The 16,273-nt window shown below is 73.1% G+C and carries 15 protein-coding genes and 1 pseudogene; 4 read left to right on the forward strand and 12 right to left on the reverse strand.

The window, feature by feature from the left end:
- Nucleotides 1-34: 34 nt before the first annotated feature.
- The 4 genes from AC230_RS16470 to AC230_RS16485 form a co-directional block, all read right to left on the reverse strand.
- Nucleotides 35-2,809: an HAD-IC family P-type ATPase gene (locus AC230_RS16470; RefSeq protein ID WP_049716915.1), complete on the reverse strand. Its 2,775-nt coding sequence runs from the start codon at nucleotides 2,807-2,809 to the stop codon at nucleotides 35-37.
- Nucleotides 2,793-3,200: an ArsR/SmtB family transcription factor gene (locus AC230_RS16475; protein ID WP_049716916.1), complete on the reverse strand. Its 408-nt coding sequence runs from the start codon at nucleotides 3,198-3,200 to the stop codon at nucleotides 2,793-2,795. Before AC230_RS16475 ends, AC230_RS16470 begins: the two co-directional genes overlap by 17 nt.
- Nucleotides 3,201-3,344: 144 nt before the next feature.
- Nucleotides 3,345-3,542 carry a hypothetical protein gene (locus AC230_RS32600; protein WP_157868585.1) on the reverse strand — a complete coding sequence of 66 codons (198 nt, stop codon included), beginning with the start codon at nucleotides 3,540-3,542 and terminating at the stop codon, nucleotides 3,345-3,347.
- A gap of 97 nt (nucleotides 3,543-3,639) precedes the next feature.
- On the reverse strand, nucleotides 3,640-4,875 hold the full coding sequence (locus tag AC230_RS16485) for an MFS transporter (RefSeq protein ID WP_198535539.1): 1,236 nt from the start codon (nucleotides 4,873-4,875) through the stop codon (nucleotides 3,640-3,642).
- A 99-nt stretch (nucleotides 4,876-4,974) separates the two neighbouring features.
- Between AC230_RS16485 and AC230_RS16490 the strand changes: the two genes are divergently transcribed.
- The 3 genes from AC230_RS16490 to AC230_RS32605 all read left to right on the forward strand — a co-directional run bounded on the left by AC230_RS16490 (nucleotide 4,975) and on the right by AC230_RS32605 (nucleotide 8,032).
- A complete protein-coding gene (locus tag AC230_RS16490) occupies nucleotides 4,975-5,862 on the forward strand; it encodes a LysR family transcriptional regulator (protein ID WP_053161201.1) in 888 nt (295 codons plus the stop codon).
- 160 nt (nucleotides 5,863-6,022) lie between these two features.
- Nucleotides 6,023-6,661 (forward strand): hypothetical protein, encoded by a 639-nt coding sequence (locus AC230_RS16495; RefSeq protein ID WP_049716919.1) that lies wholly within the window; start codon nucleotides 6,023-6,025, stop codon nucleotides 6,659-6,661.
- A gap of 861 nt (nucleotides 6,662-7,522) precedes the next feature.
- The gene (locus AC230_RS32605; RefSeq protein WP_157868586.1) at nucleotides 7,523-8,032 is read left to right on the forward strand and encodes a hypothetical protein; all 510 of its coding nucleotides are present in this window, start codon (nucleotides 7,523-7,525) and stop codon (nucleotides 8,030-8,032) included.
- Here AC230_RS32605 and AC230_RS33775 read toward each other — a convergent pair.
- The 6 genes and pseudogenes from AC230_RS33775 to AC230_RS32050 all read right to left on the reverse strand — a co-directional run.
- Nucleotides 8,021-8,235: pseudogene (locus AC230_RS33775) on the reverse strand (hypothetical protein); the annotation flags it as partial. The gene AC230_RS32605 and the pseudogene AC230_RS33775 overlap by 12 nt on opposite strands.
- Before the next feature lie 138 nt (nucleotides 8,236-8,373).
- The gene (locus tag AC230_RS16510; protein ID WP_049716922.1) at nucleotides 8,374-9,408 is read right to left on the reverse strand and encodes a protein-L-isoaspartate O-methyltransferase family protein; all 1,035 of its coding nucleotides are present in this window, start codon (nucleotides 9,406-9,408) and stop codon (nucleotides 8,374-8,376) included.
- Between the two features lie 103 nt (nucleotides 9,409-9,511).
- Nucleotides 9,512-9,925, reverse strand: coding sequence for a lasso peptide biosynthesis B2 protein (locus tag AC230_RS30350; protein WP_078871316.1), 414 nt, complete (start codon nucleotides 9,923-9,925; stop codon nucleotides 9,512-9,514).
- A 5-nt stretch (nucleotides 9,926-9,930) separates the two neighbouring features.
- Entirely contained in the window at nucleotides 9,931-10,218 is a 288-nt protein-coding gene (locus AC230_RS16520) for a PqqD family peptide modification chaperone (RefSeq protein WP_049716923.1), read from the reverse strand.
- Entirely contained in the window at nucleotides 10,202-12,028 is a 1,827-nt protein-coding gene (locus AC230_RS16525) for an albusnodin/ikarugamycin family macrolactam cyclase (protein WP_107082145.1), read from the reverse strand. The genes AC230_RS16520 and AC230_RS16525 overlap by 17 nt, the downstream gene beginning before the upstream one ends.
- Nucleotides 12,029-12,112: 84 nt before the next feature.
- A complete protein-coding gene (locus AC230_RS32050) occupies nucleotides 12,113-12,259 on the reverse strand; it encodes a lasso RiPP family leader peptide-containing protein (protein WP_157868587.1) in 147 nt (48 codons plus the stop codon).
- A gap of 532 nt (nucleotides 12,260-12,791) precedes the next feature.
- Here AC230_RS32050 and AC230_RS16530 point away from each other — a divergent pair.
- Entirely contained in the window at nucleotides 12,792-13,826 is a 1,035-nt protein-coding gene (locus AC230_RS16530; protein ID WP_078871289.1) for an NsdA family TPR-like regulatory protein, read from the forward strand.
- Here the strand turns inward: AC230_RS16530 and AC230_RS16535 are convergent.
- The gene (locus tag AC230_RS16535; RefSeq protein ID WP_049716925.1) at nucleotides 13,813-15,522 is read right to left on the reverse strand and encodes a relaxase/mobilization nuclease domain-containing protein; all 1,710 of its coding nucleotides are present in this window, start codon (nucleotides 15,520-15,522) and stop codon (nucleotides 13,813-13,815) included. The two genes, AC230_RS16530 and AC230_RS16535, sit on opposite strands and share 14 nt — an antisense overlap.
- Nucleotides 15,512-16,207, reverse strand: coding sequence for a hypothetical protein (locus AC230_RS16540; RefSeq protein WP_422125594.1), 696 nt, complete (start codon nucleotides 16,205-16,207; stop codon nucleotides 15,512-15,514). The genes AC230_RS16535 and AC230_RS16540 overlap by 11 nt, the downstream gene beginning before the upstream one ends.
- Nucleotides 16,208-16,273 lie beyond the last annotated feature (66 nt).

A 16,273-nucleotide genomic window follows, 5' to 3' on the forward strand; every position in this document is an offset into this window, starting at 1 on the left:
GAAAGAGCGGGGCGGGGGCAACCGGAAGAGCGGCTCACGCAGCCGCCGCCGCACTCGCCTCGTAACACCGCCGCGCCACCGCCAACCCCACCCCGTACAGCGCCAGCACCCCCGCCAGCAGCCCGTACGAGAGCGCCGGCAGACCGGCCATCGACAGCACCGGCCCCAGCGGCGACAGCGGCAGCAACAGGCCGACGACCGCGAGGGCCGTCGTCGCCAGCCGGACGGGCCCCGGCACCCCCCGCCGCCCCTGCGCCCGCAACAGCAGCATCACCATCGCCTGCGTCAGCAGGTTCTCCGTGAACCACCCGGCGTGGAACGCCTCTTCGGCCCCGCCGTGGCTCAACGTCAGGACGGCGAACGTCGCCACGTCCGCCGCCGCGTTCAGCACGCCGAACACCGTCACGAAGCGCAGCAGATCGCGCGGCCGCAGCCGCGCCGGGCGCCGCAGCACCGCGTCCGCCGGCCGGTCGAAGGCCAGGGCCAGCTGGGCCGCGTCGAAGAAGAGGTTCTGCACCAGCACCTGCGCCGGCAGCATCGGCAGGAACGGCAGCAGCAGCCCGGCCACGAGCATGGCGACGACGTTGCCGAGGTTCGAGGACAGGGTGATCCGCAGGTAGGCGGAGATGTTGCCGGTGCTGCGCCGGCCGGCGACCACCGCCCGGTCCAGGGCGGTGAGGTCCTTCGACGCGAGCACGACGTCCGCCGCCTCGCGCGCGACATCGACCCCGGCGAGCGGGCACACGCCGACGTCCGCCTCCCGCAGCGCGGCCAGGTCGTTGACGCCGTCGCCGAGGAACCCGGCCGTGCGGCCGCCGGCCCGCAACGCCCGTACCACCCGGGCCTTGTGCTCGGGGGCGCAGCGGGCGAAGACCGTCGTCCGGGCGGCGAGCGGCGCCAACTCCTCGTCGGCGAGGGCGTCGAGGCGCTCGCCGGTGACCACCTCGCCGGGGGAGAGGCCGAGTTCGCGGCAGACCCGGGCGGCCGTGCCCGGGTGGTCGCCGGTGAGCACCTTCACCTCGACGCCCCGGTCGGCGAGGACCGCCAGCGCCTCCGCCGCGGTGGGGGCGACGGCGTCGCGGAGCGCCACGAAGCCGGTGAATTCCAGGCCGTGTTCGTCGGCCGGGCCGTACGTGCCGTGGGCGCGCGCCGGGCGCTCGGCGCGCGCCACGGCGAGGACGCGCAGCCCGTCCGCCGCGAGGGCCCCCGCGCGCCGGAGCAGCCGTTCGCGCTCCGGCGCGTCGAGTGCGCAGCGCTCCAGCACCTCCTCGGGCGCGCCCTTGACGACGAGGAGGTGCGTTCCCGCGAGGGCGAAGCGCGGATCCCCGGCCCGCCGGACGACGGCGGTCGACAACGGTCGGCCGGGGGCGCAGGGGAGCGCGGCCACGCCCTCGTACTCCTCGGAGGCGTCCAGGACGGCGTCCCCCGCCGCGTCGAGCACCGCCTCGTCGAGGGCGTCGGGAACGGGCGGTTCGGCGAGCTGGAGCGTCCACAGGGCGTTGACGGCGGCCCAGTGCAGGACGTCCGGGGCGTCCGCGCCGTCGCCGTCGACGGCCCGGTCGAGGACCGGCCGGTCCTGGGTGAGCGTGCCCGTCTTGTCGACGCACAGGACGTCGACGGCGCCGAGGTCGTGCAGGGCCGGCAGGCGCCGCACGATGACCTCGCCGCCGCGGGCGAGGGCGGCGGCGCCGCGGGCCAGCGCGGCGGTGACGACGACGGGCAGCATCTCGGGCGTCAGCCCGACCGCCACGGCCACCGCGAACGGCAGCGTCTCCATCCCGCGCCCGCGCAGCAGCGCGCCGGCGAGCAGCACGAGCGGCGCGGTGAGCAGCATGAAGCGGACGAGCGTCCAGGCGATGCCGTTGACCGAGCGGTCGAACGGCGACGTCCGCCGCTCCCGCCCGCCGCGGCCCGCGCCGGGGAGCGCGCCGGAGAGCCGGGTGGCGCCGCCGGTGGCGACGACGACACCGGTGGCGGTGCCGGAGACGACGCTGCTGCCCTGGTAGCAGAGGTGCGCGGGCCCGGGCGCGGAGGCGGGTGCGGATCTGGATGTCGATGTGGAGGCGGAATCGGAACCGGAACCGGAACCGGAGTAGGAGCCGGAGCCGGAAGGGACAGCGGAAGCGGTGGGCGTGGCGGACGCGAGCGCGGGGGCGACGTCCCCGCCGCCGCCCGGCAGCACCCGCAGGGCGGGCGCGCCGCCCGTCCCCCCGGCCGCGCGGAGCGCCCCCGCGCCGGCCGCCAGGTCGGGCACCCGCTTGTCCACCGGCGCCGACTCGCCCGTCAGGGCGGCCTCGTGGACGGTCAGGCCCGTCGCGCGCAGCAGGCGCAGGTCCGCGGGGACGAGGTCGCCGGGGCCGAGGAGGACGACGTCGCCGGGGACGAGCTCGTCCACGGGGAGTTCGCGGTGGACGGCGGGCGCGTCCGGCGCGGGGCGGCGGCGGACCGTCGCCGTCGTCGCGATCAGTTCGCGCAGCGCGGCCGCGGCGCGGTCGGCGCGGTGCTCGCCCGCGGTCCGCAGCGCGCAGCTGACCGTGACGAGGACGGTGATGACGCAGGCCGTGCCCCAGGACGCCAGGGCCGCCGAGACGAGCCCCAGGCACAGCAGCACGGCGGTGAACGGGTCGCGCAGCCCCCGGCCGAAGCGGCGCAGCCGGCCCGCCGGGCGCCGGCCGGGGAGGGTGTTCGCGCCGTGTCGTACGAGCCGGCGCTCCGCCTCGTCCTCGGTCAGTCCGCGCGGGCCGCTCCCCAGCTCCCGCAGCGTTTGAAGGGTGGAGCCGGCCGGGCCGCCCTCAGGCGCCCAGACCACGGAGGCGTCCGGAACCGGAACCGGAACCGGTCCGGGACCGGGGCACGGAGTCGGCCTGGCGGTCGGAGAGCTGGCCGACCATGAGGCGGACGATGGTCACCACGTGCGGGTCGTCCACGAGGTAGACGACCCGGCGGCCCTCGCGCCGCGACCGCACCAGCCCCGCGAGCTTCAGCTTCGCGAGGTGCTGGCTGATCGCGGGCAGCGCGCCGCCGACCCGCTCGGCCAGCCCGCTCACGTCGCTCTCGCCCTGGGCCAGCGCCCAGACGAGGTGCAGCCGGGCGGGCGAGGCGAGCAGGCCGAACGCCGCGGCGGCCTCGTGGAGCACGTCCGCCGACGGGTCGGCGCCCTGTTCGACGATGCCCTCGAATCTGCCGACGCCTGCCGCCACTGTCGTTCTCCCGTCCCGGCGGGCGTCACCGTGCCCGCGCGGGGACCAGTCTAGGCAAGCTCGCGGCGAAGTCCCGGGGCGTGCCGCGGGGGGCGCCCGCGGGGGGCGCCCGCGGGGGGCGCCCGCGGGACTCATCCGATGGGCTTATCGCCCGGCGCCGTCCAGCCGCCGCTCGTCGCCGGGTTCTCGCTGCTCGTCCTGCGGGCGTGCACCGCACCGCCCGTGCTGCTGGCGGCGCTCGCCGGCGCCGGGGGAGTGGCCCTCTTGACGCTCAGCGGCGACGCCGCCCTCGGCCCGCTCGGCGTCGCCGCCTCGGTGACGGCCGTGGCGCTCGTCCTCCATGGCATCGGCCGCCTCGCCCCGACCCCCGTCTCCCTCCTCGGCCTGGTCGGCCCGCCGGTCGCGGCCGTCCTCGGCGTGGTGGCCATGGACCAGATGCTCACGGCCTGGCAGGTGACGGGTCTCGTCGTCGCTCGGCGGCGCGCCCGTTCGCTCGCCCGCGCCCCGCCAGCCCCAGCGGCACCACCGCGGCCAGCGCGAGCAGCCCTCCCAGCCACAGCGCCCCCGACAGCGACACCGCGTCCACCGCCCGTCCGCCCAGCAACGCCCCCACCGAGATCGCCACGTTGAACACCGCGACGAACAGCGCCGAGGCCGCCTCGCGGGCCTCCGGGGCCGCCGCCGTCAGCCACGTCTGGGTGCTCACCGACACGCCCCCGTAGGCCAGTCCCCAGACCACCAGCAGCCCGGCGGCCACCGCCGTGCCGTTCCGCACCGACGACACCGATGACACCGACGACACCCACGACACCGTCGGCACCACCGCCCCCAGCACCACCGCGATCGTCACCAGCACCACCCGGGGACGGTGCGTCACCGCCGTCCCCGCAAGGAAGTTGCCGCCCACCCCGGCCACTCCATAGGCCAGCATCAGGGCGCCGATCGTCCCGGAGTCCGCCCCCGGAAGCCGCTCCAGCACCGGCCGGACGAAGGTGTAGCCCGCGAAGTGACCGCTCACCAGCAGCAGGACGATCAAGAGCCCCAGCCGCACCCGCCGTCCGCGCAGCAGCCGGGGCAGCGCCCGGAACGAGGCCGCCTCACCGGCCGGCAACGGCGGCAGCAGCACCGCCAGTACCACCGTCACCACCGACGCCACCGCCCCCATGACCGCGAACGCCGCCCGCCAGCCGCCCCAGCCGCCCACCAGGGTTCCGGCCGGCACACCGAGCACCGACGCCACCGCGATCCCGCTGAACACCACCGACGTCGCGGCCCCCGCCGAGCGCGCCGGCACCAGCCGGGCGCCCAGCCCGGCCGCGACCGCCCACACCCCGCCGATGGAGACCCCCACCAGCACCCGCAGCCCCACCAGGACGGCGATCGAAGGGGCCGCCGCCGCAAGGAAGTTGGCCGCGGCCAGCAGCCCCATCAGCGCCACCAGCAGCCACCGCCGGTCCAGCCGGCCCGCCGCCCCCGTGACGAGCGGCGCCGCCGCGGCCGCCACCAGTCCGGGCACGGTCATCGTCAGCCCGGCCGTCCCGTCCGAGACGCCGAGGTCCGTCCCGACCGGACTCAGCAGCCCGACCGGCAGCATCTCGGTCGTCACCACCGAGAACGTCCCGCCGGCCACGGCCACCACGGCCGGCCATCCGCCCGCGTTTCTGATCTTCACCATGCGCCCAGCCTCGGCGCCGCCCCGGCCGGGAACAACGCCCGATCCCTCACGTTGCTATGAGCGAGGCTCATCGATCGACGCCGGAGGGCGAGCAGCACCGTGGACCTGCGAGAACTGGAATGCTTCCTCGCCCTCGCCGAGGAACTCCACTTCGGCCGCGCCGGCGAGCGCCTGTACGTGTCGCAGAGCCGGGTCAGCCAGCTCCTGCGCCGGCTCGAAGGCCGCGTCGGCGCCCGCCTCGTCGACCGCACCAGCCGCCGCGTCGCCCTCACCCCCCTCGGCGAACGCTTCCTCGCCCGGCTCCGCCCCGCCTACGCCGCGCTCGGCGCCGCCGTCGAGGACGCCCGCGACGCGGCGCGCGGCATCCGGGGCGTCCTGCGCGTCGGCTTCCAGGGCACGGCGGACGCGTACGTGACCGGGGCCGTCCGCACCTTCCGGAACAGCCACCCGGACTGCGCCATCGAACTCGTGGAGCTCCCCCTCTCCGACCCCTTCGGCGCGCTCCGCCGGGGCGGTTGCGACGCGGCGATCGTCCTCCTCCCCGTCCGCGAGCCGGACCTCGTTCTCGGCCCGGTCTTCTCCCGCCGGCCCCAGACCCTCGCCGTCTCCGTCCGCCACCCCTTCGCCCGACGGGCCTCCCTCCCGGCCGAGGACCTGGCCGACTGCCCCCTCGTCACCGTCGCCGGCCCCGCCCCCGCCTACTGGCGCGAGGCCCAGTCCCCCTCCAGCACCCCCGCCGGCCGCCCCATCCCTCCCGGCCCGGCCGTCACCACCCTCCAGGAGGGCCTCACCCTCACCGCCACCGGCCGCGCCGCCATGCTCCTGTGCCGCCCCACCGCCGACTACCACGGCCGCCACGACATCGCCCACCTCCCCGTCTCCGGCCTGCCGCCCTCCGCCCTCGCCCTGACCTGGCCCCGCAACACGGAGACGGCCCGCCTGCGGGCGTTCGCGGACGTCCTGGCGGAAGCCGCGAAAGACACCTGAACTCCGGCCCGCCCGCGCGGACTTCGGCGGCCGGACGGCCGCCGCTCCCCGCCCCCCCGGCAGGGCAGGTGGGCCTGTCATGAACACCGCCGCGTACACTCGATGGCCGCTTCCGGCCAGGACGGCGGGAAGAGCACCACCGAACGTACGGGGGAAGACCTTGCGCACCACCAAGAAGACCGCGCTCGGCGTCGTCGCCGCGGTCGCGGCCCTGGCGCTGACGGCATGCGGCGGGTCCGGCTCGTCGGACGCGGCGGACGCGGCGAAGCCGTCGGACGGGAAGAAGTCCGGCGCGAGCGCGAAGCCGGCGGAGAAGGCGGACGGCACCACGTCCGAGACGCTCCGGGCCGGACGGCCCGCCGCCGAGGAGCAGGAGCTGGAATCGGACAAGAAGACGGGCAAGTTCACCGTCACCGGGCAGCGCGTCGTCATGGGCAGGCCCGAGGACCTCAAGGGCTCCGAGGAGGACGAGAAGAAGTACAAGGGCAAGACCGTCGCCTACGTCTACCTCAGCGCCAGACTGACCGGCGGCGCCGCCCCCATGAAGCCGCCGATGATCGTCACGGACATCGGCGCCCTGACCGAGGGCGACCAGCCCGCCACCCGCCTCATGGTCATCGGCAGCCTCCCCGGCACCCCGTCCGACTGCCGGGACGAGGACTACACCAAGCCCTGGAACAAGGGCGAGGAACGCACCCTCTGCCAGCCCTTCGTCGTCCCCCAGGGCAAGAAGGTCACTCACATCACCTTCATGCGCGGCTTCTCCAAGGAGCCGCTGAAGTGGGCGCTGGAGAAGTGACCGGCAACGGGTGACCGGCAACGGGTGAGGGCCCGCCGGCACTCCGGCGGGCCCTCACCCGTTCCTGGGGACGGAGGCGTCAGGCCTTCTTCGTCTCCTAGTAATGGGCGGAGGCGGCGACCTGCGGCGATGGGTGCTGCGGGTCGCTGACCTGGTCTTTTGCTGATTGCTGGCGATGGGGTGCGACGGTCTTGATCGGGTGTCTTGCGGACTGTGTGCGGACTGCTCTGGGTCACCTCCCCGCCCCTGTAGATCGGCGGATGATCTCGAGGCCGATGTAGGGTCCGCAATCCGGTGAGCGCTGTCAGCGGATCATGAGCACTGGCGACAGCCAACGGCGGACGGAACTCCGGGAGGTCCTCCGTGTCATGGAAGACGCACGGCCAGCTGGTCGCTGATCCCGGCAAACGCGATGCAGATCCTCACCGCGGCAGTCATTCGGTCCCGGGCACTCATCACTGACCGTTCATCGACGACCGGTCCGACGAGTGCTCGTGGACCCCGGAATCAGAATGCCCTTTACCACGCAAAAAGTCGGGAAATCGGGGAGTGAACCTGGGACTTGGTCGCCCCTTTTCCTCTTGACACGAAGGCCGATAGGAATCTCCTACGGGCCGCGAACGCAGCCCGCAAAGCCCTATTCGTGGAGGTCTCCATGGCTCTCAGCCCCAGGTCAACGCGCACGTGCGGCACTGGGCTCGCGTTCCCCAACGTCCGCCCTCTCATCGTCGTCGTTGTGCTGATCCTCTGCTTCAGGGACGGCGCTCGGCCGATCACTGAGCTCCTGGGCGCACTGGCGACGCTCGTCGCCCTGCTCGCGGCTCAGACTCCGCGGCTCTCCCGGACTGCTGGAGCCGCCCAGTGAGCAAGCGCAAGGACGAGCACCAGCGATGCTCACGCTGCCACGAGCAACGAGTCATGCAGTGCTCGCACTGCGGACGAGCGGCGCAGCTCTTCTGCCCGGCGTGTGACGACTTACCGCCTCAACTGGAGGAAGCAGAGAAGAGGAAGGAGGAGGAGAAGAAGAAACGGCGTGTGATGCGCGACACGATCGACCCAACAGCCGTGGACGACGTGCTGACGTCTCCGGACGGACAGCCGTGGTTCACCACCGAGCAGGTGGCCGCCCAGCTGAGGATGAAGCCCAACTCCGTCTCATCGGTGAAGGACTTCCCCCAGCCGGACCGCTGGCGCGGCCGCAACTACTGGACTCAGGAAGCCCTCGACCAGTGGTGGAAGGCAAACCGGACCGTTGAGATCGTCACCTTCGAGGAACAGGAGGACGCAGGCATGAAACCTGCTCATGACGTTCCGGCCCGGGCGCCTGACGGACGCTTCCTCCCGCGAAGCGGGCACCCCCAGGACGGCTGAGGGGAAGCGGGCGCGGAGCAGGGGGCGGCGGTGTCGGCGAGGTAGGCGGTGACGGTGGTTAACCCTGACCACCGCCCAGGTGTTCGTCGGCCGTGCTGAAACGCGGTGGTGATCTGGCGGACCACGCCAACGCCCTCCGCCCCGACCGCCCGGGAGAGGTTCCGGCTATGCCGCAGCGGGGGTACGACAACCGATTGCTGTATCCAGTGAGTTGCCCGTGGGTGAGTGGGACGGGGCTTGTGGTGGCGGACAATGCGGGTCGCGCCTCCTCATCTGCGGTGAGGAGGCGCGACCCGCGGTCTTCTCTCTGGCTGCCGAAGGTGTTCTGGGCTGGCCGGCTGCTATCGGCTGAGGCGGAGGTCCCAGCCGGGGACGTCGGTGTCCATGTCGGGTACGAGGGTGGGGGTGTAGGCGTCGAGGCCGGGGCGTCCGGCGTCGTCCCAGGCGGCGAGCCAGCCCCGCAGGACGGTCAGGGAGCCGGAGTCGGCGGAGTCGGCGAGGATCGTGCCGTCCTCTTGGACCACGGCGACCGAGTGGCGGGTGGAGTGCCCCAGGGCGGGAACGTCTTCGGCCAGCTCGGTCATGGTCAGCCGTGCCCCAGTGGAGGCCAGCCACAGCCGCAGGCTAGACCAGTCGATGGCCTCGCCCTGGTACTGCTCGGTGTGACTGGAGTCCAGGAGCCGGCCAAGGGTGGCGTGGGCGGCGGAGTTCTTCCAGTCGTCCTGGTCACGCCAGGCGAGTGAGATCCACGAGGTGGCCGGGACGCGGTTCTCCCAGTCCACCCACCGGGGCGGCACGGAGAAGGTGTTGCGCGGGGAGGTAACGGTCTCGACGTAGGCGCCGGGGAAGACCTCCTCGACGTAGGGGCGGCCGTCGGTGATGCGGATCTTTGCTTCGACCACGAGGTTCGGCACGGGGGCGATCGGCAGGGTGGCGACGATCAGTCCGCCGTCGATCACCTGCTCGACCCACGTCTTCGGCAGCCGGGGCGGCGTGCACCAGGCCCCGAGGCGGTGGTAGGGCGACTTCTCGGGGAATCCGGCGATCCCGTTAACCGCGTGACAACGGATGTTGTGCAGTCCGCGTCCGGTGTGGATGTGGTTGGCCCAGCGGGTCAGGAACGGGTCGATGTCGAGGGAGACGACGGAGCCGGTACGGCCGACGAGTTCGGCGAGCAGGCCGCCGGTCAGGCCGGAGCCGGTGCCGATCTCCAGGACGTTCATGCCCGGCTCGACGTCGAGGAAGCTCAGGTCGCGGTGCACGAACGTCGGGTTCGTGCGGTGGATCGTCTGTCCCCTGGTCTCGTTGTGGGTGTAGTGCCGCTCGGGGACTTGCTTGGCCGCGTGAGCGACAGCGGGGGCGACGGTGATGGTCATTGGGGGCTGGCTCCTTGGGAGTCGGGGACAAGACGCGTTCCTCAACGGGGCGCCGTGTTTGGGGGACACGCGAATCGCTGCGTTGACGTTTGGGTTGACGCGTTCAGATCGTGAGGGCCACGTAGTGGTGCCATCCGGCCTCGGCGTACTCGCCGACGGGGCCGTGACCGGAGAGGGCGGCCCAGGCGTGGTACGCGGTGGGAGGCGGGGAGAACCGCACGCCCAGGCACCAGTCGAGGCGGCGGCCGAGGAGGGCGGCGGCGAGCATGGCGCCGAGGCTGGTCTCCATGCAGGCGGCCCGGACGGGCCACATGCGGCCGGTGTGCCGCACCGCCGAGACCAGGGCCTCGGCCCGCTCCGGGCCGAGGGGGCGCCGCCCGGCCCGGCGGGCCCACCGGGCCGCGCGGACGGTGTGCCGGAACGGCAGGCCGAGCAGGACCAGGGCCAGCGCGAGGCCCAAGGCGGCGGCGAGGCGGTCGCGGAACGGTCCGGTGCGGACGGTGGAGAACGACTCCATCGTGGTCACCGCCACCACCCCCGTCGGCGGCGGGCCGTGCCCGTCCTCACCAAGCCCTGGCCAGCCAGCGCGTCGCACACCGCCCGGACGTCGCCCGCCGCCCGCTCCGCGGGCAGTTCGTACAGGCCCGCGTACTGCCCGGCGGCCCGGTCCTCGTCGTCGTTGGCCAGCAGCAACAGCACCGCCGCCGAGGCGGTGGGCGTGAGGTAGGTCCACCGGCCGGTGCGTTCGCTGAGGATGGCCCCGCCCTCGTCTGTCAGCACGGCGTGGGCGCCTTCACGCAGCTGCCACATGCCGTGCCTCCTCCCACCAGGCCACGGGCTGTTCGAGCTGCCGCAGCCAGACCTCGGCGGCCACGGCCAGGTGCAGGGCGCCCTTGGCGAGCGGGAGCCCGGCTGCCGCCCGTGTGAGCATCCCGTCCACCGGCTCCTCGGTGATCAGCCCCATGGCCCCCAGCCTCGAGGAGGGGCCGAGCAGGCGGCGGAGGACTGGAGCGTGCTCGACGAGCCCGGCGTAGGAGACACCACTGAAGCCGCCCTTGGTCCGCCGGTCCAGCACGAAGCCGGGCACCACTCCAGTGCCGGTGAAGGCTTCGGAAAGCAGGGCCTTGAACCGTCCTGGGGCTCCGCGCACCTCGGCTGGCACGGTGAGGCAGGCCCTTCGGACCTCGTTGTCGAGGTACGGGGCGGCCAGCTCGATGCCGTACTCGGACAGGGCCAGTTCCCGCCAGCCGTTGACATCGGCCCCGACCCGGGCCAGGTCCTGCCCCTCTGTCCAGGCCGCGATGCTCGTGGGCGCGTCGGTGAGCCGGTCGGCCGCTTCTGTGAGGGCGGCGGCGAGCTGGTGGCGGGCGTCGGCGGTCATCCAGTCACCGGTGGCCAGCAGCGGCGTCCAGGCGACCGGCCGCTGGGCCTGCGGCACCCACGGCCTCGGGGCGTCCTGCAGGACGGCGGCCGTGTTCCGCCATTCGTCGGCGAGCGTGATGCGGGCGGCTGGCCGGTGCTGGGCGAGGACGGCCCGCACGGAGGTGTTCCGCAGCCGCGCGTGTCCCTGGGCGTGCTGCCAGGTCCGGCGGTGCTGGCGGCGCCGCAGCAGGTCGGCGATGTAGACGGGCGGGGCGGACAACAGGCCGTCCCCGGCGGAGCCGGTGAAGTGCACGCCGGGACCCTGGTGGTGGAGGACGGTTTCGAGGACGGCCCGCTTGATGGTGGCGGTCACGGTGTAGGCGTTCGGCGCGTCCGTCAGCGGCAGGCCGCAGATGTCGCCCACGGCCGCGTAGTAGACCGTCCCCGGGCTGCCCGGGGCCGCGTGGTGGCTGAGACCCGGGACGGCGGCGGCCGTCCGGGTCGCATAGGCGAAGTCGTCGTCCTTCAGCCGCTGGTCGGCGAACGTCACGGCCGTCACCGGGCCCCGGCGGGCGGCCAGACAGGCGAGGGTGGTGGAGTCCAGGCCCGCCAGGTCGGAGCTGACCGGCCGGGCGTCGAGGCGGACTTCGACGGCCTCGGCCAGCACGGTCCGCACGATGGGGGCCGCTTCGCGCAGATCTGCGGGTTCGTAGGCGGCGCTCTCGTAGCGGACTGTGCGGGCGCCGTCGGGGCTGATCTCCAGCAGGTGCCCGGTGGGGACGCGGCGGACTGTGCGGAACAGGCTGCGGTCCGCGAGGACGTCGGGCTGGCCGAGTGCCAGGTGGGCGGCGAGGGCGACGGGATCGACCGGGGCCCCGTCGAGCCGGGCCAGGGCCGTGGCCGAGGTCGCCCACCGGGTGCCGGCCGTCTCGCGTCGGTAGAACACCGGGTGCTGCCCGGACAGGTCCCCGATGACCGCGAGCACGGGGCCGCTGCGGGCCACCACCAGGTACGAGCCCGGCCACTCGGTCAGCGCCCGCCACCGGCGATCCCGCACCAGCGGCAGCGCGCTTTCCAGCTGGTTTCCACTCGCCCCGCACGCTCCGATGACAGCGAGAGCGACCGCCCCGTTCCCGGCCGTACGGACCTGGCTCCCGGGCCACCCGGCAGACCAAGCCTCGCCCAGCCCTGGCACGAGGCGCCCGGCCCGGGGCCTCCAACTGGTCGGGCCGCCTTCCCATCCCGCACTCCACCGCATCACACACCCCTTTCCGAAGTTCGGCTGTGCAAATGGCGAAGCCGGGTGCGGCACGAGGTGCCGCACCCGGCTCCTGGGACCCGGTCAGCTACCGCCGCCCGCGTTGGTGCTCGTCTTGTACTGGGTGTCGTCGTCGGTGTCGAAGTTCGCGGTACCGAGCGTCACCTTGGCGACGGAACCGGCGTCCAGAACCACCGGCGCGATGTAGGCCGGGGCCTTGATCGTCTCCATGGTGCCCACCTCCTTCATCTGCATCACCGCCTCGTGGGCGCCCGAATGGGCCCACGCCGACGGACCGTGCCGCACCCGGCATGAGGGCCCTTCAAGAGGCCGCCCCTTGTGGGTGCATCGACAGTGAACGGCTAGTCACCGCGCGTTGGGAGGGGGCAGGATGTGGGCCAGCGTGGGCCCTGTGTGGGCCCGTGTGGGCCCGGCCCGGGGCAGGAGGGGCACGGTGAGGACACTGACGCTCAGTGACACGGAACTGGCCGCACGCATCCGCCTGGCGTGCGAGGAACGCGGCTGGGGGCCGTCTCAGCTGGCCCGCCGACTGGGCATTCTCGAAGGACGCGGTCCCAAAGGGCTCGACCGCAAGTCCGCTTGGCGCTGGATGGAAGCCAAGCGACGACCGGAGTACTGGCTGCCGTACATCGATCGCCTTCTCGAACTGGGGTTAGACCAGGCCGGAGTGACGGAATCAGATCACCCAGGCCCACAACCCGCGGATACCGTGGGATCACTCATCCAGTTGGGGGTGCGAGACGTGCAACGCCGGAGGTTCCTGGCCGCGACCAGCGGATACGCTCTCAGCGCGCTCGCGCTGCCCGACCTCGACGCCATCACCCGGCGCGTCCGCTCGGCCCCGGCCGGAGCCGTACGGGTCGGCAAGGGTGAAGTCGCGGCCGTCAAGCAGATGGTCCAGGCCCTCGGCGACGCCGCCGCGGAGCTCGGTGGCGGACACGCCCGTCACCTGGCCGTCCGGTACCTCACCGACGACGTGGCCCCGTGGCTGAACGGGAAGTACACCGAGGCCACCGGCCGCGAGCTGTTCGCCGCCACCTCCCAGCTCGTCCACCTCGCCGGCTGGATGGCCCAGGACGAAGGCAACGACCCCGAACACCAGGGCCGGGCCCAGCAGTACTACGCGCACGCCTACCGCCTCGCCGCCGAAGCCAAGGACCCCGAGCTGGCCGCTACCGCCTTGCGCGGCCTGGCCGTTCAGACCATGGACCTCGGCCCCAAGCACCGCGCGGTCGCCCTGCGGCTGTCCGAGAAATGTGTGGAGTACGCCAAGGACATCTCGGACCCGCGGGTGGTCGCCTACTACGAGATCACGCTCGCCGACGCCGCCGCCCTCGACGGCGACCGCCGCCTGGCCACCCGCTCCCTCACCACGTCCCAGACCGCCATCGAACGCGCGACGAGCGGGCCCGGCGAGTCGTGGGCCTCGCACTTCAGCCACGGCCGGTGGGCCTACACAGCCGGGATGATCCACGCCAAGATGGGCGACCTCGACGGCGCCGAGGAACACCTCCGCCAGGCCCTGGAGATCCACGGCCTCGACCGCCGCCGGTCCCGCGCCAGCGTCCTCGGCCACCTCGGCGAGATCCACCTCCGCCAAGGCGACCTCGACGGAGCCCTGGCCACCTGGACCGAATTCCTCGACTGCGCGGAAGGCGTCCGCTCCGTGAAGGTCCTCGACGCCGCCCAGAACATGCAGGTCCGGCTGGAGCGGTACAAGAGTGTCGCCGAGGCGGAGCAGCTACGGCAGCGGGCCGCACACCTTACCGGCGGGTGACCGTTCGCCCGCGGCCGTCGGGCCTTGTATCCACCGTTGCGGCCGTAGATCGCGGCGGCACGGTGGACATGGCCGGTATGCCGCCGACAGCGCTTCGCCTACGCGCTGCCTGACTGCGTCTGCTCGGCCGAGTGGTGATGCGCCAGTTGAGCACTTCGGCAGGACGCTCGGCGGTGCCGAGTTCTCGGTGGGAACCGACTTCGGCCAGGAGGCGGCGGGGGTTGTGGCCGGCTGTCTCGGCGCGGGCCAGGGTGGTGGTGAGGGCGGCCCAGGCGGGATCGGCCAGGACACGGTCGGCGTGGTCGGGGAGAGCGGCGCGAAGGTCCTGTTCGAAACGATGGGCAGTCGTGGCGCGCGGAGCGCGTCGGGCGAGGTCCGCCAGGACTGGCTCGGCTGCTTGGCGGTAGCCCGCTTCCAGGTGACGGAAGGACTGCTCGGCCGCTGCGGCCTGTTGCTCGTGGCCGCGCTGCTCGTGCCACTTGGCGGCTGCGCGGGCCAGTTGGAGAGCGGCGAATATCAGGGCGACGGCGAGTCCTCCCGGTTCGTGGGTGGCGTAGGCGAGTTCCTTGGCGGCTTCGCGCAGGGCGGAGGCGGCTTGGTGGTCGGCACGGATCGCTGAACGGCGGGCCCGGTTGAACGCTGCGGCTGCTGCTTGCAGTTCGGATTGGTGCGGCCCGTGCGTGACGCGGGCCAGGTTGTGCAGGGCGTCGCCGAAGGCTTCCAGATGTCCCTGGGCCCCGGCGTCATCATCCGAGTCGAGAACCGTATGGGCCGCGCGCACGGCGCTTTCGACGCGGCGCCAGGACGTGTTGGGGTCCGCCATGTGCTGTGGCCGGTTGGCCACATGCTGGGTGGCGAGGCGTTCGCGGAGGCGGTTGATGGACAGGTCGGGGGCGAGTTTGGAGCCGCCGTACCAGACTGGTTCGCCGCTCGCGTTGGTGTCGCCTGGGGCGGCCAGGCTGTAGCCGATCACGTCGCCGGTCTCAGGGCCGAGGCGGGTTTTGACCTTGATGCCGAGAGACTGCAGCACGGTGAAGTAGTCGGTCTCCGTGCGTACCGCGGCAGCGACCGCGTACGCCTGCTCGCGTAGCCACTGCCGCGCGGTGACGCTCTGGCCTTGGCGGTCGGCTTTGGCCCGCTCGGCGCCGGTGGGTGTGCGAGGTGCCGTGAGGTCGCCGGACTTGAGGCGGCGCAGCCCGAACTCGGCCTCGATCTTGCGGCATTCCTGCTGGGCCCGCCACCCGTCGCGGTGGGTGCGGGGGCGGCGGCCGTCGGCGCGGACGGTGGTGGCGAGGATGTGGATGTGGTCGTCCGCGTGCCGCACCGCGATCCACCGGCATGCCTTCTCGTCTCCTTCGGGCGCGATGCCCGTGGCGGCCACGACGCGGCGGGCGACCTCGGCCCACTCGGCGTCGGTGAGGTAGCGGTCGCCGGGCGCAGTGCGGACCGGGCAGTGCCACACGTGCTTCGGTGGTTTCCGGCCTCCCAGTTCACGGGCGCGCAGGTCGACGTGGTGGTCGAGGCGCTGGGCGAGCTGGGTGTAGGTGGCGTCGGGGTCACGACCGGGATCGGGGGCGCCGGCCATGTCCCAGGCGGCGACGATGTGAGGGTCGGTGTGTTCGTCGCGTCGTCCCTTGCCGAAGAGGTAGACGATCAGTCCGCGGGTGTCGGATCCGGTGGAGACGTCAGGCACCATGCGCGATGCCCTCCGCCAAGAGCTGGTCTATCAGCCGGTAACTGCTCTCGGTCGTCTGCTCGACGCGGGCCAATACGGCGTCGGCGTGCTCGGGAACAGTGCCTCGGTGGATGGCTCCGGTGACCTGGTTGAGGTTGTTGCCTATGCGGTTCAGCGCGACGGTGTGCGCCTCGATGGCCTCGATCAGCGGACGGATGGGATCGTCCTCCGGGCTGCCGTGCAGGCTTGTACGGCCGAGGGCTACGGCGAGCGCGGCGTCGCCGACGAACCCGGGGAACTTCTGGCCACGCTGCTGGGCGGCGGCGGTGATCAGGCGGACCGCGGTCGGGGTGAAGCGGATGGTCTTCTCCTGATCGCGTTTCTCGACGGTGCGCTTGCGGTTCATCAATGCGGGCAGCGTCGGGGCGTCGACGTCGCGCCAGGACGGCTGCTCGGCGTACGCGGGGTTGTCGGAGTGCGGATCGGCGCGCGGGGCGGAGTCGACGATGGGCGTGATGTCGGCCTCAGCCGTGCCCTCTTCCGGCTCGGGCGCCCCCTGGCGCCCGGCCTCCTCCGCCACCCCTGGGGCGGGGGCAAGCGCGGACGAAACCTCGTTAGAGGCTCGTTCGCTCCAGCTTGCTGCTGATCGACGGACCAGGCCGAACAGTCCCCTGCGGCGGTGGGACAAGGTGTCGTTGTCGTGCATGGTGGTGCTCCAGCGGGGTGCGTGCAGGGCTTTGTTGCGTCCGTCGCGTCCGTCGCAGGGCTGGTC

The organism is Streptomyces caatingaensis (assembly GCF_001187435.1).
Classification (GTDB): Bacteria; Actinomycetota; Actinomycetes; order Streptomycetales; family Streptomycetaceae; genus Streptomyces; species Streptomyces caatingaensis.

Excerpts from the sequence above, each read along its gene's own strand:
- AC230_RS32600 (WP_157868585.1), bottom strand. The coding sequence starts at position 3,542 with ATGGAGGACGAGCGCCACGGCCGTCACCGAGGCGGCGACGCCGAGCGG.
- AC230_RS16485 (WP_198535539.1), bottom strand. The coding sequence starts at position 4,875 with ATGGTGAAGATCAGAAACGCGGGCGGATGGCCGGCCGTGGTGGCCGTG.
- AC230_RS16510 (WP_049716922.1), bottom strand. The coding sequence starts at position 9,408 with ATGACCATCACCGTCGCCCCCGCTGTCGCTCACGCGGCCAAGCAAGTC.
- AC230_RS30350 (WP_078871316.1), bottom strand. The coding sequence starts at position 9,925 with ATGGAGTCGTTCTCCACCGTCCGCACCGGACCGTTCCGCGACCGCCTC.
- AC230_RS16520 (WP_049716923.1), bottom strand. The coding sequence starts at position 10,218 with ATGTGGCAGCTGCGTGAAGGCGCCCACGCCGTGCTGACAGACGAGGGC.
- AC230_RS16525 (WP_107082145.1), bottom strand. The coding sequence starts at position 12,028 with ATGCGGTGGAGTGCGGGATGGGAAGGCGGCCCGACCAGTTGGAGGCCC.
- AC230_RS32050 (WP_157868587.1), bottom strand. The coding sequence starts at position 12,259 with ATGGAGACGATCAAGGCCCCGGCCTACATCGCGCCGGTGGTTCTGGAC.
- AC230_RS16535 (WP_049716925.1), bottom strand. The coding sequence starts at position 15,522 with ATGGTGCCTGACGTCTCCACCGGATCCGACACCCGCGGACTGATCGTC.
- AC230_RS16540 (WP_422125594.1), bottom strand. The coding sequence starts at position 16,207 with ATGCACGACAACGACACCTTGTCCCACCGCCGCAGGGGACTGTTCGGC.